Genomic DNA, 20846 nt, shown 5'->3' on the forward strand with positions numbered 1-20846 from the left:
CGGATTCCAGTATCGGCCGGGACGGCGCACAGGGCCACCGCGCAAGGAAAGCCCCTCCAGCCGGCTTTCCGGTTGCGATGCATGGAATACTGTATAAAAATACAGTTAACAGTTGAATCATGGGCCTCCCTTTCCTCGACTCCTTTTCCGCTGCCGCGGGCCGCGGCGTCTGGCATGCCGATGAACTCGGCCTGGCCGACGCGCAGGTCGTCGCCACCGGCCACGCCGCGCTCGACGCGGAGTTGCCGGGTGGCGGCTGGCCGGTCGGCGCCATGACGGAACTGCTGCAGACCGCGCCCGAGGCGCATGTCTGGCGCCTGCTGCTGCCCGCGCTGGCCCAGGCGGTGCAAGCGCACGGCGGGCCGGTGGTGCTGATTGGCGCGCCCTACGAGCCCTGCGCAGCGGCGCTCGCGGCGCAGGGGCTGCCGGTGGAGGCGCTGATGTGGGTCCGCAGCGATGCGCCGGCCGCGCGGCTGTGGGCCTGCGAACAGGCGCTGCGCTGCGCCGATGTGGCCGCCGTGCTGGCCTGGCTGCCGCAGGCCCGGGTGGGCGAGCTGCGCCGGCTGCAGCTGGCGGCCGCCCAGCACGACGTGCTGCTCTTCGTGTGCCGGCCCGCATCGGCCGCGCAGGGCGCATCGCCGGCGCGGCTGCGTCTTCGGGTGGAAAGCTGCGAGGCCGATGCGTCGCAGATCGAGCTGCGCATCCTCAAGCGGCGCGGCCCGCCGCTGGCCGCGCCCGTGATGCTGCCGGCGCGCAACGAGCGCATGAGCGCGCTGCTGGCCGCCGCCCGGCTGCGCCGCAAGCTGCGGCTGCGGCAGCAGGGCACGGTGCCGGCCGCCGAGGCAGCCGGGTCGGCCACCGTGGTGCGCATCGACGCGTGGAAAGGAAACGGAAATGCACTGGATCGCGTTGCGGTGGTCGCTTGATGCCGACGCGCCCGATGCACCGGTGCTTCCCACGCCCGAGGCGCTGGGCTGGTGGGCTCTGCGCTACACGCCGCACGCCGCCTGGCAGGACGAGGCGCTGATGCTCGAAGTCTCGGCCTGCGAGCGCCTGTGGGGCGGGCGCACGTCGCTGATGCGCCAGCTGGCCCACGAGAACCCCGCGCCCGGCGCCGTGCTGCGCGGCGCGCAGGGCGCCACGAGCCTGATCGCGCTGGCGCGGCTGCGCCTGTTCGAGCGCAACGAGAACCGGCCCAAGGACATTCCGGCCGGCCTGCCGCTGGACACGCTGACGGCCGCGCACCCCCACCTCGACCTGCTCGCGCGCCTGGGCTGCCGCACCTGGGGCGAGGTGGCGGCCCTGCCGCGCGGAGGCCTCACGCGGCGCTTCGGCGCGCAATTGCGCAAAGCGCTCGACATCGCCTGGGGCCTGTGCCCTGAAAGCCACGACTGGCTCACGCTGCCCGACGTGTTCGAGCAGAAGCTGGAGCTGCCCGCGCTCGCCGAGACCGCGCCTGAATTGATGTGGTCGGCCAACCGCCTGCTCGCGGCGCTGCAGATCTGGCTGCGCGCGCGCCAGCGCGGCGCGCGTGCGCTCGAGTTGCAGTGGACGCTCGACCTCAAGCGCTTCAACGGCGTGAACCTGCCACCGCACCAGCAGGTCACCGTGCGCACGGCCGAGCCCACGCAGGACATGGCGCACCTGCGCCGCCTGCTGTCCGAAAAGCTGGCTCTCACCACGCTCGCGGCGCCCGCGAGCTGGCTCGCGCTGCGCACGCTCGAAACCGATCCGTGGGCCGGCGCCAGCACCAGCTTCCTGCCCGAGGACAACCGCAAGGGCGACAAGCTGCACGAGATGGTCGAGCGGCTCAGCGTGCGGCTCGGGCCGCACCAGGTGGTGGTGCCCGCGGCGCAGGCCGACCACCGGCCCGAGCGCAAGCAGGCCTGGAGTCCCGCGCTGCAGCAGGACAAGGCGCCGACGGACAAGGCCGGCAAGCAAGCGAAGGCCGCGGCTTTGCAGGCCGATGCCATCTACCCGCCCTGGCTGCTGCCCGAGCCGCTGCTGCTCGAGATGGACGGCGAAAGCCCGTGCTACCGCGGCCCGCTGCGCAAGCTGGTCGGGCCGCAGCGCATCGAGGCGGGCTGGTGGGGCGGCAAGGAAGACGGCGGCCAGCCCGCGATGCGCGACTACTACGTGGCGGAAAGCCCCGAGGCCGGCCTGGTGTGGATCTTTCGCGAGCGGCCCTCGGCGCGCTTTTCTCCGGGTGAGGTGCGCTGGTACCTGCAGGGGTTCTATGCCTGACCTGAGCGAAAAGCAGCTGCGCGGGCGCAACTCGGCCAAGGTGCATGCGCTGCCATTGCCTTTGCGCAAGAAGCCTGCACCCACGCTGCCCGACTACGCCGAGCTGCACTGCCTCAGCAACTTCAGCTTCCAGCGCGGCGCCTCGACGCCCGAGGAACTGGTCGAGCGCGCCTACCAGCTCGGCTACACGGCGCTGGCCATCACCGACGAATGCTCGGTGGCGGGCATCGTGCGCGCGCATGTCTGCCTGCGCGACCTGCCGGCCAAGCTCAAGGAATACGAGCGCGAGCATCCAGACGAGGCTCCGCTCCCGCGCAACCCCGGCTTCCGGCTGCTGTTCGGCAGCGAGTTCCGCTTCGAGCGCTTCAGGCTGGTGGTGATCGCGAACGGCACCGAAGGCTGGGGCAACCTCTGCGAGTTCATCACCGCCGCGCGCAACACCGAGCTGCCCAAGGGCGAGTACCGCGTGAGCTGGGAGTACAGCGACGTGGCCTCTCTGCAGGACTGCCAGGTTCTCTTCGTGCCGCACCGCGAGCCGGGCGCCGCCGTGGATGCGGCCACGCTGCATGAAGACCTGATGGCCGCCAAGGCGCTCTACGCAGGCAACCTGTGGCTGGCGGTGGAAATGCTCAACGAGCTCGACGACGACCTCTGGTTCGCCGCGCTGATGCAGGCGGGCGAACAGGCCGGCGTGCCGCTGGTGGCGGCCGGCGACGTGCACATGCATGCGCGTTCGAGCAAGCCGCTGCACGACGTGCTGACGGCCGTGCGCGAAGGCAGGACGGTGGCCGAGTGCGGCTTTGCGCTGCAGTCGAACGCCGAGCGGCATCTGCGGCAGCGGGTGCGGCTGGCCGAGCTCTATCTGCCCGGGATGCTCTCGAACACGCTGGTGGTGGCCGAGCGCTGCCGGTTCGATCCGGAGGTGATCCGCGAGAACTACAAGTACCCGCTCGAAACCGTGGGCAGCAGCGAGACGCCGGCCGAGACGCTGGTGCGCAAGACGTGGGAAGGCGCACAGGTGCGTTTTCCGGATGGCATTCCGGACAAGGTGCGCGCGCAGCTCGAGAAGGAACTCGCGCTGATCGTCGAGATGAAGTACGAGATGTTCTTTCTCACGGTGGAAGACATCGTGCGCTTTGCGCGCTCGCAGAACATCCTCTGCCAGGGCCGCGGCTCCTCGGCCAATTCGGCGGTCTGCTATTGCCTGGGCATCACCGCGATCAATCCTGAAAAAGGCCACCTGCTGTTCGAGCGCTTCCTGAGCCGCCACCGCCACGAGCCGCCCGACATCGACGTCGACTTCGAGCACCAGCAGCGCGAGAAAGTCATCCAGTACATCTACCAGAAGTACGGCCGCGATCGCGCGGCCATCGCGGCCGTCGTCATCTGCTACCGCGCGCGCAGCGCCCTGCGCGACGTGGGCAAGGCCATGGGCATCGACGAGCGGCTGATCGACGAATTCGCCAAGGACCACTACTGGTTCGACGACACCGTGCTGGGCGAGCAGTTGTTCAAGGCGGCCGCACGCGTCGGCGTGGAGGAAGACGAACTCAAGCTGGTGCAGTGGATCGAGATGACGCGGCGGCTCAAGGGCTTTCCGCGCCATCTGAGCCAGCACGTGGGCGGCTTCGTGCTCACGCACACCCGGCTCACGCGGCTGGTGCCGGTCGAGAAGGCGTCCATGAAGGACCGCTCCGTCATCCAGTGGGAGAAGGACGACCTCGAAGCCATGGGCATGCTCAAGGTCGACGTGCTCGCGCTCGGCATGCTCAGCGCGATACGGCGCGGGCTCGACCACATGAACCGCTGGCGCGGCTCGATGGTGCAGATGCACCACATCCCCAACGACGACCAGAAGGTGTTCGACATGATCTGCGACGCCGACACCATCGGCGTGTTCCAGATCGAGAGCCGGGCGCAGATGTCGATGCTGCCGCGGCTGAAGCCGCGCACCTACGAAGACCTGGTGATCGAGGTCGCGATCGTGCGGCCCGGGCCCATCCAGGGCGGCATGGTGCATCCTTACCTCAAGCAGCGCGAGCGGGTGGCCAAGGGCCTGGCGATCCAATACGAGAAGGAAGAACTGAAGCCCGCGCTGGAGCGCACGCTGGGCATTCCGATCTTCCAGGAGCAGGTGATGCAGATCGCGATGATCGCGGCCAGGTTCACTGCCGACGAGGCCGACCAGCTGCGCCGCGCCATGGCGGCCTGGAAGCGCAAGGGCGGCCTCGAGAAGTTCCACCACAAGCTCGTGAAGGGCATGGTCGACAACAAATACAAGGCCGAGTTCGCCGAGGCCATCTTCAAGCAGATCCTCGGCTTCGGCGACTACGGCTTTCCCGAAAGCCACGCCGCGAGCTTTGCGCTGCTGGTCACCGTGAGCAGCTGGCTCAAGAACTACGAGCCTGCCTGCTTTCTTGCGGCGCTGCTCGACTCGCAGCCCATGGGCTTCTACAGCCCCTCGCAGCTGGTGCAGGATGCGCGGCGGCATGGCGTCGAGGTGCGGCCGGCCGACGTGACCTGCAGCGACATCGACACCACGCTCGAAGCCCGCGCGCCCGATGCGCCGCGCATGCCGCCAGGCACCGATGCGCGCTACGCCGATCGCCTCGGCCGCGAGAACCAGCCTGCGGTGCGGCTCGGCCTGAACCGCATTTCCAGTCTCTCCAAGGAAGGCGCCGAACGCCTGTTGAAAGCCCGTGCCCAGGCCCCCTTCACCAGCACAGAAGACCTCGCGCTGCGCGCCGAGCTCGACGGCAAGGACATGGCGGCGCTGGCCGCGGCCGATGCGCTGATGTCGCTCTCGGGCCATCGGCGCCAGCAGGTGTGGGATGCCACCGCGCAGCACCGCTCGCCGGCCATGCTCAAGGGCGTTCCGATCAACGAGCCGGTGCTGCAGCTGCCCGCGGCGCCCGAGGGCGAGGAGATCGTCGGCGACTACGCCGCGCTCGGCCTCACGCTGCGCCGCCATCCGCTCGCGCTGCTGCGCCCGCGCCTTGCGCGCATGAAGCTCATGAGCGCGGAGCAGCTGCGCGCGCAGCCCAGCGGCCAGACCGTGCGCGCCTGCGGCATCGTCAAGGGCCGCCAGCGCCCGGGCACCGCCAACGGCACCATCTTCGTCACGCTCGAGGACGAGACCGGCAACGTCAACGTGATCGTCTGGAGCCATGTCATCGAGGCCTGGCGCGAGCCGCTGCTGAAGTCGCACCTGCTCGCGGTGCAGGGCACCTGGCAGCGCGACGACGACAGCGGCGGCAAGGTGCAGCACCTGATCGCCACCGGCTTCAAGGACCTGACGCCGCTCATGGGCCGGCTGGCGCTGAGCAACACCAGCCGCGACTTCCATTGATGGCATCGAATGCAACCGATCGTTCCATGTCTCGCGCACACCACGACTTTTCGCTAACCTGTTTCCTCCATGTCCGCACTCGCCCTTGTTCCCGTCGTTGTCGCGCATATCGGGCCGCCGCCGCCCGCACCGGACGTGCCGATTCCCATGCCGCCGCCACCGCCGCCCGGGCCTCCGCCCGAGGGCGATCCACCACCCGTGGAGCCACCGTTCACCGATCCGGGTTTTCCGCCGCCCGTGGTGGAGCCACCCATGCAGAGGGCCGGCGAAGTGCCGTTCGGCAAGCTGCATGCGCGGCGGCTGCGCGAGATCTACCGTTCGGCGGGCTGGCCCTGCTGCGACGCCATCGAGGTCGAGTTGCTCGCGGGCGGGTTCCTCGAGCGCGTGCGCACGCCGCATGGCCACGAGACCCTGCGCGTGACCGATGCCGGCATTGCGCGCATTGCCACCACGCTCACCCTCAACCGCGCGGCGCTCTCGCCGCACGAGGCATTGGTCGAGCGCGTGGCGCGCGAGATGACGCGCGGCGGCCGCATTGCCTGGCGCGGCCTCGGCCTGCGGGCGCGCCTGCCGCCGCTCGAGGAGGGCGGCAAGCCGCGCTGGTGCATCGCCAGGCCCGACGTGTTCTCGATCCGCAATACCAGCGTCGAGGCCTATGCGCATCCCGTCGTGCACGAGGTGAAGGTGAGCCGCGCCGATCTGCTGGGCGACCTGCGCAAGCCCGACAAGCGCGCGGCCTACCTCGATCTGGGCGGCGAATGCTGGTACGTGCTGGGCAACGATGCGCGCGGCCGCTGCATCGCATCGCCCGACGAAATTCCGCCGGAGTGTGGCGTGCTCGTGCTCGAAGGCGAACGGCTGGTGGTGGCGCGCGCCGCCGTGCACCGCGCCTTCGATCGCATTCCGTTCGGCGTGTGGCTCGCGCTTGCCAAGGCCCAGCCCATCGCGGGCTTCGACGACGACGCGCAGGACCTGCTCGGCGAACCCGGCGCGCACGAGGGCGCGTAGGCTCCCATCCGCCACTCGCGCTCAGCCGGCCGGCGGCCACCAGTGCTCGGCCGTGGTGCGCAGCACGCGCGCCGCATGCAGGCGCACGTCATTGCCGTCGCAAGGGAGGTTGCCGCCGTCGCGGTCTTTTTCCGTGGCCACGCGAAAGGGCCAGGTCGAGATCCGGCCCACGGGCTGGCGCGGCTGCGAGCGCCGCAGCGGCGAGAAAAACAGGATTCGCGCAGAGGACGCCGGCGGGCTGGCGGTGGTCATGGTGTCGCCTTGAATGTTTGCTCTTGGAGACGAGTAATTCTAGAGGAAACACTGTATGAAAGAACAGTATTTTCGCGAGGCTGCGGCGCACCGGGCTCAGGTGTCGAAGAGTGGCTGCGCGGCCCTCGGCATGTCCGGCCCGCTGCGCAGGTTGTGCTCGATGAATTCGCGCGCAATGGCATCCACGTCGGCCGGTGCCGGCGTGTCGAAGGACATGCGGTACTTCAGCAGCCGGCCGTTGCGCGCCGTGAGAAAGGTGAACGACTCGTAGGCCTTGCGCGTGACGGCATGCACGATGCGAAGGCTCACGCGGCGAAAGTCCTGCCCCTCGATCCGCACGTCGCTGATGGGGCCGACCTCCACTTCGGCGTAGAGGCCCCTTGCACCCGCGAGCCGGATCTCTTCCACGGAGGACTGGAATTGCGCCTCGAAGCGTGGATCGTCGACTCCGGCCTGCCAGTGGCCCTGCTTCATGTCGTACAGGTAGACGTCGATCCAGCCCACGCGGCTCTGGTAGCGGTGGCTGATGCCCAGGCCCGGCTGCCGTGCCTCGTGCCAGGTCGAGCGCACGTACTGCCATGCCACCGTACCGGCCGCGGGCGCCGCCGCCACGGGAGTGGCTGGCGGCGTGGCGGTGGGCGCCGCGCAGCCCGAGAGCAGGGCGGCGGCCAGCAGCGCAGGCCAGAGCTTCGTCATGGCGGATGCTGCGCAAGGGTTGCGGCAGCTACGGGGCAGGGGCCAACTGCGGCGCGGCCACCGCCACGGCCGCGGCGGCATCCGGCAGCGGCAGCGCCTGCACATCGCCGCCGCGCGCCTTGATCGAAGGGCAGCGGCCGTAGGTGTCGTCGAAGCGCACGATGTCGTCCTCGCCCAGGTAGCCGCCGGTCTGCACCTCGATCACTTCCAGCATCGTCTTGCCCGGGTTCTCCAGCCGGTGGATGGCGCCCAGCGGCAGGTAGATGGATTCGTTCTCGCGCACCAGCGTGACCTGCCCGTCGCAGGTGGCCCTGGCCGTGCCCTGGACCACGATCCAGTGCTCGGCGCGGTGGTGGTGCATCTGCAGCGAGAGCTTGGCGCCGGGCTTGACGGTGAGCCGCTTCACCTGGAAGCGCTCGCCGAAGTCGAGCTTGTCGTAGGCGCCCCAGGGCCGCACCACGCGCCGGTGTTCCGTGGCCTCGGCCTGGCCTTCGGCCGTGAGCATCCGCACCACCTCGCCGACCTGCTCGGCGCAGTCCGCGCCCGCCACCAGCACGGCGTCGGGCGTGTCCACGATGATCAGGCCGCGGGTGCCCAGCGCCACCACGCGGCGGTGCGGCGCGTGGATGAAGGTGTCGCTCGAACGCAGGGCGCTGGCGTTGCCGCTCAGGCGGTTGCCGCTGCCGTCCTGCGGATGCAGCGTGGCCACCGCGTTCCAGCTGCCGACGTCGCTCCAGTTGCCGTTGAACTTGACGACCGAGATGGCCTGGTGCTTTTCGAGCACCGCATAGTCGATGCTGTCGCTGCGGCAGGCCTCGAAGGCCTCGCGGTCCAGCCGGTCGAAGCTGCCGTCGGCCGTGATGGCGGCAGCGGCGCGTTCGCAGGCCTCGAGGATGTCGGGCGCATGCGTGCTCAGCGCCGCAACGAGGATGTCGGCGCGCGCCAGGAAGATGCCGGCGTTCCAGCAGTAGCCGCCATGCAGGATGAGCGACTCGGCCACGGCGGCCGTGGGCTTTTCCACGAAGCGCACCACGGCGTGGCTGTGGCCGTCGGCCGAGGCCGCGCCGGCTTCGATGTAGCCATAGGCCGTGCTCGCGAAGCTGGGCGCCACGCCGAAGGTCACGATCCGCCCGGCCAGCGCCGCGTCGACGCCGCTGCGCACCGTCTGCGCGAAAAGCGCGGTGTCGGGAATGTGATGGTCGGCCGGCGCGAACAGCAGCAGGTCGTCCGGCCCCGCGCGCAGCGCCGCCGCGGCCATGGCGGCCGCCGTGTTGCGCGCCACCGGCTCCAGGATCTGGCGGCCGGTGGCGCCGGCCTTGTCGACCGCCTCGCGCACCAGGAAGCGATGCTCTTCCGATGCCACGCAGGTGATGTTGCGGTTCAGGCTGCACAAGCGCTCCAGCGTCAGCTGCAGCAGGCTCTTGTCGCCGATCAGCGGCGCGAACTGCTTGGGAAGGGTCTTGCGCGAAAGAGGCCACAGGCGCGTGCCGCTGCCGCCGCACAGCACGACGGGGTGGATGGTGGGGGTGGTCATGGCGTCATCCTCGTGAAAGGTGGTGGGCGCTTCCTCGGTCAGAGCTGGCCGGTGTGGGTGGCCAGGCTCACCGCCTGCGCGCGCGAATGCACATGCAGCTTCTTGTAGATGTTCTTGATGTGGGCGTTGACGGTCTGCCCCGAGATGCCGAGCCGGATGCTGATCTCCTTGGAGACGCAGCCGCGCGCCACGAAGCGCAGCACCTCGCGTTCGCGCGCCGTCAAGGTCGCTTCGCGCAGCGGCGTTTCCGTGGCCGGCCGCTCGCCGCTGCCCTGCAGGTTCATGCGCGTGAGCAGCCGGCGCGTCAGCTTGGGCGTGATGGCCGCGCCGCCGTTGACCACCTGCAGCACGGCCTCGGCAAAGCTCTGCAGCCAGGCGTGCTTGAGCAGGTAGCCGGTGGCGCCGAGCTCGAAGGCGTGCATCACGTGGGCGTCGTCCTCCAGCGCGGAGATCACGATGATTTCGCAGTAGCGGTGCAGCTTGCGCGCCTCGCGGATCAGGTCGAAGCCCGAGCCGTCGCCAAGCCGCAGGTCGACCATCAGCACGTCGAACTCATGGGTCGCCAGCAGGCGGCGGCCGTCGCGCACGCTGCCGCCTTGCCCCTCGAGCTGGATGCGCATGTCCGACAGCAGTTCCTGGGCGATCACGCGCCGCATGAATTCGTCGTCGTCGATCAGCAGCACGCGCACCGGCGCATCTTCCTGCCCGGTGAGGAAGTGCGGCCACAGCGGTTCGGGCGGTGGACACAGGCCCGGCGGGCTGGTTTTCCGGCGCTCCGGCAGGCGGCCGGGATCCGGCGTGTCGGAAGGAGGAGTGGTGTCGGACATGTGGATCCCCAGGTTGGAGTTGGAGGAAGTGGATGTCGTGGGTGGTGTGTGGCGGTGTCAGTCGGCCAGGCAGCGCAGCAGCTCGCGCTCCAGGCGTTGCAGGATGGCGTTCTGGTCCAGTTCCGTTTCGGCGAAGGAGCGGCCGGCCGCCCCCATGGCTTCGCGCTGCGGGCGCGAGGTGGCGAGCTGCGCGATGGCCTCGGCCAGCGCATCGGCGTCGCCGGGCGCAACCACCAGGCCGCGGCCCGACACCACGTTGCTCAGCTCGGTGCCCGCATGCGCCGTGACGATCACGGCCTTGCCGCTCGCGAGCATGCCGCCCAGCTTCGAGGGCATCACCAGGTCGGCGGCGTCGGCGCGCTGCGGCAGCACGTGGATGTCGGCCATGCCCAGCAGTTCGTTGAGCCGCTCGGCCGGTTGCAGGTCGAGAAAGTGCACGTGGTCCAGGCCTGCGCATGCGGCCTTCAGCGGCTCGCGGCTCGGCCCGTTGCCGCAGAGCACGAAGTGGATGTGCCTGGCGGCCGCCAGCCGGCCCGCCGCCTCGGCCAGCACCTCGATGCCCTGCTTGTTGCCCAGGCTGCCCGCGTAGAGCACCACGACCGCATCGTCCGGAATGCCGAGCATGTCCCGGTAGCCCTTGGCGCCGTCGCCCGTGCCCGGGGCGGCGGCCGCGTGCGGGTAGATCGAGCGCACGTCCACCCAGTTGGGAAGAAGCACCAGTCGCGCCGCGTCGATGCCCTTGTTCCTGGCCTTGTCGAGCATTGCGGCGGAGATGGTCGACACCCGGCTGAAGCGACTCAGGAGCCAGCGCTCTGCCGAGAGCGCGAAGCGCCGCACCCGCGCGCCGCGCACCAGGCCCAGGTCGAAGGCTGCGTCCACCTCGTAGTCCTGGATGTGCAGCCACGACTTGATGCCGAGCATCCGCGAGAAGAAGAGCACGGCCGGCGCGCAGAAAAGGGGCGGCTCCACGACGAAGACCAGGTCCGGCTTCCAGCGGACCTGCCCGAAGAGCAGCGGCATGCTCGACAGCATGAAGGAGAACAGGTGCACCATGCGCGCCAGCGCGCGCGGCCGGGCGGGCACCCAGGTGGGGGCCCGCCAGACCGTGATGCCGTTCCAGTCCGTCTTGCGGTAGGCCCACGCCGAGTGCCCTTCGAACGGCGCCCAGTGCGGAAAGAACGGCGGCGACGCAATCACCCGGACCGCGTGGCCCTTGGCATGCAGCCACTGGGCCATCTCGCCCGAGTACTTGCCGATGCCGACGAGCTCCGGCGTGAAGTTCATCGAATAGAGCAGGATTTTCATGAAGGTCTCTGGAAGGAACCGCGAACCAGCCGTGCGAGCGGAAAGAAGCCGAGCAGCGCACGCATCCGCACCTCGTAGAGGAGCAGGTCGGACACGGCGGCAATGAAGAACACGTAGTGCGGCTTGCCCGGAAAGACCGCGACCACGGCGCCGTACGACAAGAGCCGCAGCAGCACCTCGGCCAGCGCCCACCATCCCAGCGAGGCCATCGAGGCCTTGAGCGCGAGCAGCATCTCGTGGTGGACCGTGTAGGTGCGCAGCAGGAAGTAGGGCGCCATGCACAGGAAGATCTCGAGCGCCTCGCGCCCCACCTTCAGCAGCGGCGCGGCGGCCGCGATCACCACCGCGAGCGCGGCGAAGAGCGCGCAGCCCAGCAGGAACGAGTGCTTCGCCAGCCGCAGCTCCGAGCCGTCGGCGTGGGCGGCATCGGTGCCCAGCATGGGCCGTGTCTTGGTGTAGAGAAAGGCCTGCACGAATTGCGACGGGGCCTCCGCCAGCAGGAAGGCGATCTTGAAGGCGCCCACGTAGCCGAGCGGCATGAAGAAGGCCACCACCAGCAGGTCCGACTTGCGAAGCAGGAACATCAGCAGCGAATAGACGGTGGCGCTGCCCTGCGAGGCCAGGCCGAGCGCGGGGCGTCCGGCCGGCGGGCCTGCGGCCCAGCGGCTGTGCATGCAGGCCGCGCCCACCAGGAGGAAGGCCAGCAGGTTGATCAGCAGCAGCTGCGTCGCGCGCAGCTCGGCGCCCCACGCGGCGAAGGCCGCCACGCCGATGACCAGGATGGTCGAGCGGATGCCGCCCTCCAGGTTGAGCAGCCCGGCAAGGCCCAGTCCGCGGCTGTACGACAGGCGCAGGCTCATGAGCGAGAAGACCGTGAGCGCCGCCATCAGCAGCACGAAGGGTGCGCCCAAGATCGGCAGGTGCTGGATGCGCAGGACGGCGGCGCTCAGCAGCGCGGCCAGCGGAAGCCCGATGGCCAGCGTGCGGAGCACGTCGCCGCGCCGCACGCCCGGCGGCACGGTGGCGGCATTGCGCGCGAAGAGCAGCGAACTGCCCAGCGTGGCAACCACCAGCGCCACCTCCAGCACCGACTGGTAGATCGAGTACTCGCCGAAGTCCGACGGCGAGACATACGCGGCCATCAGGAACAGGGCCAGGAAGCCCGAGAGGTACACATAGAGCCGCGAAGCCAGGGCCCCCAGGCCGTGGAGCTGCACCGCGCGCATGCCGGTGAGTTGGGCGGTGCGGTGGAGGATGTTCATGGCGTGCCTGGATGTGTGTTGCCTGCGGGCTCATTTCGGCCCGGCGGCGCCGGCGAAGCGACCACCGTTCACGGCGCGCTGCCCCAGCAGGCGCACGCCGAAGGCCCAGTTCCTGGCCCGGCGCGCCAGCAGCAGCGCATAGGTGAGAGCGGCGACCGTGTGCACCCGGCCATGCAGCACGTGCGGCATCGCGATCTTTGCGCTGCCCTGGAAGTGCAACGCCATCACGTTCACCATTTCGCCCGCGGGCGTGACCACGCAGGGCTGGCCGTCGACGAACACGAGGCGCTTGGCGCCTCCCCGGCCCTGGAATTCGTTCGCAAGCAGATTGCGCCCGCCGTTGATGTTGTGGTCGATCACGCGCCCCCCGAACACCCGGTTGATGGGCGCGGCATTGCCGCTCGCATGGGCCCAGAGGTGCAGCAGGGTCATGTCGGACACGCCGCCGCGCACGCCCCTGGCGGCAAACCGGGCCGCGATCGCGCGCAGCTTCCTGCGGCCGCTGGACGTTGCGTAGGTGCTGAGCAGGAAGGCGGTGAACTGCTGCAGGCCCGCCGCGGTCCAGTAGCTGACGTGCGGCGATATCTGGCAGGGATCCCAGCCATCGTCGGGACGCATGTAGGAGCCCGAGAACTCCGCCTTGCCGGCCACGCGCCGGATGTGCGCGCCGACGCCGCGGAACAGCAGCACGTCGCTGTCGATCAGCACGAACTCTCGGTGCTCGGGATGGGCACGCAGGTATTCCGACAGCAGGAAGTAGCGCCGGAAGCAGATCTTCTCGAACTCCGGCGGATTGCTCGACAGGTGCACATAGGTGCGGCACAGGCGCTCGTAGCCGGGCCCGGCGTCGGTGCCCGACAGCACGATCAGCGGCTCCCCGGCACGCGCCGCGGATTCGCGGCACAGCAGCAGGGACTTGTTCTGGCGGTCTTCCACCACGATGAAGGGAAGGGAATGGGTCATGGTCATGTGTCAGGGCCGGGGCGCTGTCGCATTGCGGACCAGCGCCACGTGCGCGGGAAGAAACCGGAAATCGTCGTCCAGCGGCAGGTCGAGCGTGAAGAGGCCGCCGCGCGCGTTCGCCTGATCGATCCAGCCGCGCACCTGGGCGGCCGTGAAGCGCGGCGGCGTCGGCTGGCCCCAGGAGGCGCCCAGCGGCGTCAGCAGATGGAACTTCAGCTCCGAGCGCGGCGCGCTCAACTGCGCGGGAGGCTGCATGAATTCGCCGGCCATCAGGTTCTGGCAGGGCGCTGCCTTGGCGCTGAAGCGCGCCGGGCCTTCGCCGGCATTGAAGGCCAGCCACCGGTCGGGGGCGCCGCTGCGTGCCGCGGCGCAGAGCGCATCCCAGCCGGCCGGCGAGATGCCCCGGGTGTTGTAGACGCCGTCGAACCACCAGCCCCTGGCAAGCGCGCCGTAGTGCTGCGACCAGTCGCGGATCACCGCGGTCCATGCGGCGATGAAATCCGCGGGCGGCGGCTTCTGCTCGGAGATGTCGCCCAGGCAGTGCATCAGCTCGGGGTCTGCCTGCGGCGCGCGAAACGGCAGGTAGAGCACCAGGGCAATGCCGCGGCTGCGCAGCGCGCGGCCGATCTCCAGCGGCAGGTCGCGCGGCGGCCGGTTCGCGGCACTGTGCGGGCACAGCGCCTCGAGCGCCGCATTCGGCGCGATGTACTGGCCGTTGTTCTGCCCGAGCGTCAGGATGAGGTGGGACGCGCGCATCTGCGCGAGCGATGCCGCAAACGCTTCGACGTCGAAGCGGGCGGCATCGGCGATCGACTGCCTGTCGGGCAGGTAGTGCACCATCACGCCGAAGCCGGTGGCTGCCGTTGCCGAAGCCGCGCAGGCCGCACCGAACAGCGCTGCCGCGAGCAGCTGTCGAAGAACGCCTGCAATGCGTGTCATTGCATGGCTCCGGCAAGCGAGACGGCCTCGCGCTTGAGCATGAGATAGCGCCTGGCCACCGCGCCGGGCGCGCAGGCCTCGGCATGCAGCCAGGCCGGCTGCGTGTCCCGGTGCTCGTCCAGGTACCGCGACAGCTGGCCCATGTCGCATGGCTCGCTGCCGATGAGGAAGGCGTAGCCGCCGAACAGCTCGCGGTGCACCGGAATGTCCGAGAGCAGCAGCGGCACGCCCAGCGTGGCGGCTTCGGCGGCCGAGAGGTTGAAGCCTTCGAAGGCGGACAGCGAGATGAAGGCTGTCGCGCCGCAATAAAGCCGCGTCAGTTCCTGGCGCGAGACCAGCCCGCGGTGCCGCACGCAGCTGCCGAGGTCGGGGGCCATGCTGGCGACCATCCGTTTCACGTCGGCCGCGCCGTTGCCCGTGATGTCGAGCCAGTCGACCAGCCCTTCGCGCTTCATGCGCTCGAAAAGCTTCAGCGCGGCACCGAAATTCTTGTGCGGGTAGTAGTGGTAGGACGCGATCAGGTAGCGCTCGCCGGCCGGCGGCTCGCGGGACGGTCCGGCCGCACCGGCCGAGCAGGCTGCGCGCGTGGCCTCCACCGGATTGAAGATGACGCTCGCGTGCTCGCAGCACCCGAAGTGCCGCTCGAAATCCTGCTGGCTGCTCCTGCTGATGAACACCACGTCGGCCGCGCTGCGGGCCAGGCGCCTGAGGCTCCAGTCGAGCCACAGGCGCTTGGTGCGGCTGAAGTACGCGGGGTAGTACCGGTACTGCAGGTCGTGGACGATCACGATCGAATCCCGGTGGCGTCCGAAAAGCGTGAACGGCAGGAAGTAGTTCGGGAACAGCGAGAACACCTGCTCGCCCGATACCAGCGCCCGCAGCCGGTGGTAGTTGTAGAGCAGTATCTCGACCAGGAACCGGCTGATGCGCAGGAACCGCGCCGCGGCGAAGAGGCGCGGATGCAGCTCGCTGACCGGCTGGATGTGGTCGCCCTTGCACAGGCGCATCCTGCGCAGCAGCAGGTCGGACACGTTCAGCACGCCGCCCGCGCCGCGGTTGAGGCGGATCGTGTCGTAGAACAGGTACTTGTACATGCCGGACCTCATGGACCTCAGGCCGCGCGCGGGGCGTACGGTGCCGCGCGGCGGCGTGCCGGGCGGAAGCGCGTGCTCAGCAGGCCGGCGAGCAGCGCCGCAATCAGTCCCGATGCCGCGAACGGTCCCCAGCCGAGGATCGGCCCGCGCATGAAAGGCACGTAGGCGGCCAGCAGCACCAGCGCGCACAGATAGCTGCCGGAAAGCGCGGCGCGCGGATCGACCATCCGGTCCAGCACCCGGAAGCCGGCCGAGATCGCGAGCCCGAACATCACGGGCCCGGCCAGCCCGAAGTCGAAGTACGCGGTGGTGAAGGGCGGCAGCGACAGGTTGGCCTGCGAGAAGTTGCCCAGGATGGCGGGCCACCCCAGCGGATCGAATTCCGGAAACAGCTTCAGGTCGCGCGGCAGGAAGAACGAGAAAGCCGACAGCAGGTAGCGCCCCCATCCGAGCTCCGGCTCGGATGCGCGCTCCAGGATTCCGGCCACCACGTACATCGCGTCGAAGTCCGGGCTGTAGGGAAAGGTGGTGAGCGTCTCGCCCCAGATGCTGCCGCGCGACACCAGGTTGAGCACCGGGCCAAGGCCCGCGATGGCGCCGAAGATCAGCAAGGCCAGCGTCCAGCGCCAGCCCCGGCCGAAGAGATGGATGAAAAGAGGCAGCAGGCCGATCAGCAGGACCTGCCGCGCAGTGTTGACCGGGTTCGCGGCGAAGGCGGCCATTGCCAGCGCAAGGCCCGCGGCGCACCACGACCAGAACGTGCCGCGGCGCATGGCATGGATCGTGAGGGCCACGAAGCAGATCAGCACGATCAGCTTGGGCAGCGTCGAATAGACGATGAAATCGACCGGAACGTTGTCCTCGACCCCCGGAATGCCGCGCGCGATGAAGTTCAGGTCGGGGCGGATGAACAGCGAGGCGAACGCCGAGATCGCGCCGCTCAGGAGCATCAGCGCCGGGTGGGCCACGCCGGCCGACGGAACCTGGGGGCCCGCGTCGGTGCGCACCGGCGCCGGCGCATGGGGCAGGCCGAAGCGGGCCGCCTCGACACCCGCCATGTACAGCAGCAGCAGCGTGAGCGCCTGCATGTGCGCGACCGGGCCGATCACCCCCGTGTCCCAGAACGAAACGTCGGCGGCGATCTGCATCGCCGGCGCCAGCGAGAAGTAGGTCAGGATCGTGGCGTAGTGGATCAGCAGGAAGACGCTGGCCCCCGGCGCGCGGAGCATCGACAGCTGGACCAGCGACAGCGCGCACACCACCGCATAGCCCCAGGCCGGCTCGAGCGAGCCGCACAGGAAGGCGATGGCGATGCCCGACCAGAAGGAAAGCGCTCTCATGGGAGGCCTTGTGCTTGTTGTTGCGTGCGGGGAGCCGGCGCGGGCTCAGGCGTGCGCCAGTTCCTGGGCGGCGGGCTGCAGCGACATCTGGTAGTCCGCATAGGTGCGGCGCAGGCCCTCGGCCAGCGAGACCGTGGGATGCCACCCGATGGCGGCCGCGCACGACACGTCGAGCAGCTTGCGGGGCGCGCCGTCCGGCCGCGAGGGATCGAAGCGGATGCGGCCGCGGTAGCCCACGACCTCGCCGACCAGTCGCGCCAACTCGGCGATCGACTGGTCCTCGCCCATGCCCAGGTTGATGTGGGCGCACATCGGCGTGGTGTGCTGCTCGTAGCCCGCGCGGCTCAGGCCCATCACGGTGGTGCAGCCTTCGGCCATGTCGTCGACGTAGAGGAACTCGCGCTTGGCCTGGCCCGTGCCCCAGATCAGCACCTCGGGCGCATTGGTGGTCTTGGCAAGATGGAAGCGGCGGATCAGCGCCGGCACCACGTGGCTGTTCTCGGCGTGGTAGTTGTCCCCGGGGCCGTACAGGTTGCACGGCATCACGCTGCGGTAGTCGATGCCGTGCGAGGCGCCGTACTGGCGGTTGTAGCTCTCGCACAGCTTGATGCCGGCGATCTTGGCGATGGCGTAGGGCTCGTTGGTCGGCTCGAGCTGGCCGCCCAGCAGCGCGTCCTCGCGGATAGGCTGCTCGGTCAGCCGCGGATAGATGCAGCTGGAGCCGAGGAACAGCAGGCGCTTGACGTTCGCAAGGAAGGCCTGGTGCGTGACATTGGCGGCAATCAGCAGGTTCTGGTAGATGAACTCCGCCGGATAGGTCATGTTGGCGTGGATGCCGCCGACCTTCGCTGCCGCCAGGTACACCTGGTCGACGCGCTCGGTGGCGAAGAAACGGCGAACGGCCTCCTGGTCGAGCAGATCGAGTTCCTCGTGGCTGCGCGTGACGACCTCGTGCCCGAGGCTGCCCAGACGCTTCACGAGAGACTGCCCCACCATGCCGCGATGACCAGCAACATAGATACGCATATGTTCTTTCGGTTAAAGGTTGAGGGTCGTTGTGCCTAGCGCGAGCCGCGTGCTCCGGCCACCACGAGAAAGGTCTTCAGCAGGATCGCGATGTCCTGGCGGATCGAAAGGGTGGCGACGTAGTCCGCATCCATCGCCGCGCGGCGCCGGTAGCTGATCTCGTTGCGCCCGCTCACCTGCCACAGCCCGGTGATGCCGGGCCGCACGGCGCAGTAGCTGCTCCAATAGACGCCGTACAGCTCCTTCTGGGCAAACATGCAGGGCCTCGGGCCGACCACGCTCATGTCGCCCTTGAGCACGTTCCAGAACTGGGGCAGCTCGTCCAGGCTGTACTTGCGCAACACCGCGCCGAAGCGCGTGATGCGCGGATCGCGGTCGAGCTTCTGGTACATCTCCCATTGCCGCCGGGCCGCCTCGTTGCCGCGCAGGTAGCGTTCCAGCACGGCATCGGCATCGGGCACCATGGTGCGGAACTTGTAGAAGCTGAAGACGCGCCCGTCCCGGCCGTAGCGCGGCTGCTTGTAGATGCCCGGCTTGCCGGAAGTCATCAGCACCCCAAGCCAGACCAGCGCGAACGCCCATCCGAGCAGAAGGAAGAAGCCGCCTGCCAGCAGCACGTCCACGACCCGCTTGGTGCCCATCAGCAGCCGTGAATTGCCAGGCGAATGGACGGCGGCATTCGATGGCAGCGTGTTCATGATGCGGCGCCCGCACGGGCAGGTTGCGGAAGCTCGGCAACCGCGCTCGGGTATTCGTGCACCCGCGGCTGATAGCCGCCATAGCGGTAGGCCAGGTTGCCGTAGTAGCGCCGGCTGGTGTCCATCGCGTTCAGCACGACGCCCTGGAACTGCGCGCCGGCATGCCGCAGCTGGTTCGCGCTTTCCGACAGGTCGCCCAGCTCGTTGTCGCCGGCGCGTGCCACCATCAGCAGCGTGCCCATGCAGGGCGCCATCTCGGCCGTCTCCGAGGCGAGCAGCATCGGCGGCGTGTCCACGATCACCACGTCGTAGCGTTCCGAGGCCTTTTCGAGAACCTCGGCAAAGGCGTCGCTCGTCAGGAGCGCGCTCGGGTCCGTGGGCAGCGACCCGGTGGTCATCACGTCCAGGTGCCCGAGCACGCCCGTGTGGACGGCGTTCTGGAATTCGATGGAGCCGTGGATCAGTTCCGACAGGCCGCCGCGGCGCTTCAGCCCGAACATGGCCGCCACGCTGCTGCGCCGCAGATCGGCGTCGATCAGCAGCACGCGGCGGCCGGTCGAGGCCAGCACGGCCGCGAGATTGGCCGACACGAAGGTCTTGCCCGCGCCCGGCGTGGCGCTGGAGATCATGACCCGGTTGTTTGCTGCCTTGGGCATGGCGAACTTCAGCGCGGTGCGCAGCCGCCGCAATCCCTCCAGCGCCGGGTCGTCCGGATGCTGCGCCGCCAGCAGGTGCACGCCGGGCCTGCCGTGGCGAATGGCGCGGTCGAGCAGCGGCTGGTGCGCGCTGAGCGCCACGGTGCTGTAGACGTCCATGCCCGTGTGGGTCTCGATCTCGGCCGGGCTGGCGATGGTCTTGCGCCACGACCTGCGCAGGAACGCCGAGCCCGCCCCGAACGAAAGGCCTGCGATCAGCGCAATGCCCATGACGATCACCGGCTTGGGCCGGATCGGCTTTTCCGGAAGCAGCGCCTGGTCGAGCACGCGCACGTTGCCGATGCGCCCCTCCTTGGCGAGCCGCATCTGCAGCGAGCTGTTGAGCAGCGATACGTACAGGTCGGTGTTGACCTTGATGTCCCGCTGCATGCGCAGCGAGTTCTGCTGCAGCATGGGCATGCGGCGGATGCGCTGCTCCACGCCACCGAGGGCTCTCCTGAGCGAGGCGATCTGTGCGTCGATGGTCATCACGCTCGGGTCCCTGGACGTGAAGCGCTCGGAGAGTTCGATGCGCTTTTGCGTGGCATCGAACAGCTTCGTCTGCAGCTCCAGGTTCTGCGACAGCGCATTGCGCGCCTCGTCGTCCAGGCTGATGGTTCCGTTCTGGTTGCGGTACTGGTTGTAGATTTCCTCGGACTGCTCCAGCTGCAGCTTGAGCTTGGGCAGCTCGGAGCCCAGGAAGTTGAGGGCGCGCTGTGCCTGCGCCGTCTTCTGGTCGATGTTCACGCGCACGTAGAGCCGCGCGGCTTCATTGAGCAGGTTGGACAGCTGCGTCCGGTTGCCGTCGCGCCAGCTCACTTCCACGACCGACGACTGCTTGCCCTTCTCGATCACGCGCAGCTCGCGCTGCAGCTCGAGCAGCACGAGCTGCTTGGACTCGCGCACCAGCTCGAAGGCCGCGCCGGGCCGGCCCGCGATCGAGCCCACCAGCAGATGGATCGGGCCGAGCGGGGTCTGCGCATCCAGCGGCACGCCGACGGAGCCAGCCATCGGCTTGTCCAGCTTGGGGTGGGTCAGCGTGTAGCTGCCGTTGGCGCCCGCGGTCAGCAGGAAGCGCTTGCCTTCGAGATCCGCCGGCACGTCCATTTGCGCGACCACGATCTGTTCGTTGCCGCTCACGTAGCCCGACAGGCCCGCGAAGCCCGGCTCGGAGAGCGTCTTGGCGCGCCGCGCCAGCCAGGCGCCGACGATCGGCACGTACAGCGGCTGCGCCTCGATGTAGAGCTTGGTGTTCTCGATCGCCTGGTCGAGCACCAGGCGCGACTTGAGGATCTCGGCCTCGCCCGCGGTCGGCGTCTTGGCGTTGAGCGCGTTGCTCGCGGAGTCGCCGACCAGCGTGCCGCCCGAGCGGTCCGGGTCCTCGACCTGGATCAGCACGTTGGCCTCGTACACGCGCGGACCGAGCATGGCGTAGGCCGCGCCCAGCAGCAGCGCGACGGCGGTGATGCCCGCGATCTTCCATCGGCTGTCCAGCAGCAGGTCGACATGCTCCCTGAGCCTGGAAGGAGGAGGGGTGTCGGAAGCCGCGGCATCCGGGGCCGAGGGAGCAGGAAGTGCAGGTTGCCAGTGCGCATTCATGAGGATCACCTTTGT

17 protein-coding genes are annotated in these 20846 nt (G+C 69.2%); 4 read left to right on the top strand and 13 right to left on the bottom strand.

Annotated elements, in window-relative coordinates; genetic code table 11:
* The first annotated feature begins 119 nt into the window (after positions 1 to 119).
* From imuA to EJO66_RS06195, 4 genes are all read left to right on the top strand, one after another.
* Positions 120 to 926: a translesion DNA synthesis-associated protein ImuA gene (gene imuA / locus EJO66_RS06180; protein WP_124958167.1), complete on the top strand. Its 807-nt coding sequence runs from the start codon at positions 120 to 122 to the stop codon at positions 924 to 926.
* On the top strand, positions 895 to 2244 hold the full coding sequence (locus tag EJO66_RS06185; RefSeq protein WP_124958166.1) for a Y-family DNA polymerase: 1350 nt from the start codon (positions 895 to 897) through the stop codon (positions 2242 to 2244). The genes imuA and EJO66_RS06185 overlap by 32 nt, the downstream gene beginning before the upstream one ends.
* Positions 2237 to 5593 carry an error-prone DNA polymerase gene (locus EJO66_RS06190; RefSeq protein WP_125964767.1) on the top strand — a complete coding sequence of 1119 codons (3357 nt, stop codon included), beginning with the start codon at positions 2237 to 2239 and terminating at the stop codon, positions 5591 to 5593. Before EJO66_RS06185 ends, EJO66_RS06190 begins: the two co-directional genes overlap by 8 nt.
* A 69-nt stretch (positions 5594 to 5662) precedes the next feature.
* Positions 5663 to 6601 (top strand): hypothetical protein, encoded by a 939-nt coding sequence (locus tag EJO66_RS06195; RefSeq protein WP_124958164.1) that lies wholly within the window; start codon positions 5663 to 5665, stop codon positions 6599 to 6601.
* 21 nt (positions 6602 to 6622) lie between these two features.
* Here EJO66_RS06195 and EJO66_RS06200 read toward each other — a convergent pair whose 3' ends face one another.
* The 13 genes from EJO66_RS06200 to EJO66_RS06260 all read right to left on the bottom strand — a co-directional run bounded on the left by EJO66_RS06200 (position 6623) and on the right by EJO66_RS06260 (position 20831).
* Positions 6623 to 6853, bottom strand: a complete 231-nt coding sequence (locus EJO66_RS06200) for a hypothetical protein (protein ID WP_124958163.1) — start codon at positions 6851 to 6853, stop codon at positions 6623 to 6625.
* A gap of 96 nt (positions 6854 to 6949) precedes the next feature.
* The gene (locus tag EJO66_RS06205) at positions 6950 to 7549 is read right to left on the bottom strand and encodes a hypothetical protein (RefSeq protein WP_124958162.1); all 600 of its coding nucleotides are present in this window, start codon (positions 7547 to 7549) and stop codon (positions 6950 to 6952) included.
* A 28-nt stretch (positions 7550 to 7577) separates the two neighbouring features.
* Complete coding sequence (locus EJO66_RS06210) at positions 7578 to 9083, bottom strand: mannose-1-phosphate guanylyltransferase/mannose-6-phosphate isomerase (protein ID WP_125964768.1); 1506 nt, start codon at positions 9081 to 9083, stop codon at positions 7578 to 7580.
* 38 nt (positions 9084 to 9121) lie between these two features.
* On the bottom strand, positions 9122 to 9910 hold the full coding sequence (locus tag EJO66_RS06215; protein ID WP_124958160.1) for a LuxR C-terminal-related transcriptional regulator: 789 nt from the start codon (positions 9908 to 9910) through the stop codon (positions 9122 to 9124).
* 57 nt (positions 9911 to 9967) lie between these two features.
* Positions 9968 to 11215, bottom strand: a complete 1248-nt coding sequence (locus EJO66_RS06220) for a glycosyltransferase WbuB (RefSeq protein WP_124958159.1) — start codon at positions 11213 to 11215, stop codon at positions 9968 to 9970.
* Positions 11212 to 12477 carry a polysaccharide biosynthesis protein gene (locus tag EJO66_RS06225; protein ID WP_124958158.1) on the bottom strand — a complete coding sequence of 422 codons (1266 nt, stop codon included), beginning with the start codon at positions 12475 to 12477 and terminating at the stop codon, positions 11212 to 11214. Before EJO66_RS06225 ends, EJO66_RS06220 begins: the two co-directional genes overlap by 4 nt.
* 30 nt (positions 12478 to 12507) lie before the next feature.
* Positions 12508 to 13440, bottom strand: a complete 933-nt coding sequence (locus EJO66_RS06230) for a hypothetical protein (RefSeq protein ID WP_223262236.1) — start codon at positions 13438 to 13440, stop codon at positions 12508 to 12510.
* Positions 13441 to 13449: 9 nt separating this feature from the next.
* Positions 13450 to 14379: a hypothetical protein gene (locus tag EJO66_RS06235; protein WP_124958156.1), complete on the bottom strand. Its 930-nt coding sequence runs from the start codon at positions 14377 to 14379 to the stop codon at positions 13450 to 13452.
* The gene (locus tag EJO66_RS06240) at positions 14376 to 15473 is read right to left on the bottom strand and encodes a glycosyltransferase (protein ID WP_124958155.1); all 1098 of its coding nucleotides are present in this window, start codon (positions 15471 to 15473) and stop codon (positions 14376 to 14378) included. Before EJO66_RS06240 ends, EJO66_RS06235 begins: the two co-directional genes overlap by 4 nt.
* A gap of 17 nt (positions 15474 to 15490) precedes the next feature.
* The gene (locus tag EJO66_RS06245; protein WP_124958154.1) at positions 15491 to 16813 is read right to left on the bottom strand and encodes a hypothetical protein; all 1323 of its coding nucleotides are present in this window, start codon (positions 16811 to 16813) and stop codon (positions 15491 to 15493) included.
* Between the two features lie 45 nt (positions 16814 to 16858).
* Positions 16859 to 17839 carry a GDP-L-fucose synthase family protein gene (locus tag EJO66_RS06250; protein ID WP_124958153.1) on the bottom strand — a complete coding sequence of 327 codons (981 nt, stop codon included), beginning with the start codon at positions 17837 to 17839 and terminating at the stop codon, positions 16859 to 16861.
* 35 nt (positions 17840 to 17874) lie between these two features.
* A complete protein-coding gene (locus EJO66_RS06255; RefSeq protein ID WP_124958152.1) occupies positions 17875 to 18537 on the bottom strand; it encodes a sugar transferase in 663 nt (220 codons plus the stop codon).
* Positions 18534 to 20831, bottom strand: a complete 2298-nt coding sequence (locus EJO66_RS06260; protein WP_125964769.1) for a polysaccharide biosynthesis tyrosine autokinase — start codon at positions 20829 to 20831, stop codon at positions 18534 to 18536. The genes EJO66_RS06255 and EJO66_RS06260 overlap by 4 nt, the downstream gene beginning before the upstream one ends.
* Positions 20832 to 20846: the final 15 nt, after the last annotated feature.

It is taken from the genome of Variovorax beijingensis, from assembly GCF_003951285.1.
GTDB lineage: Bacteria > Pseudomonadota > Gammaproteobacteria > Burkholderiales > Burkholderiaceae_C > Variovorax > Variovorax beijingensis.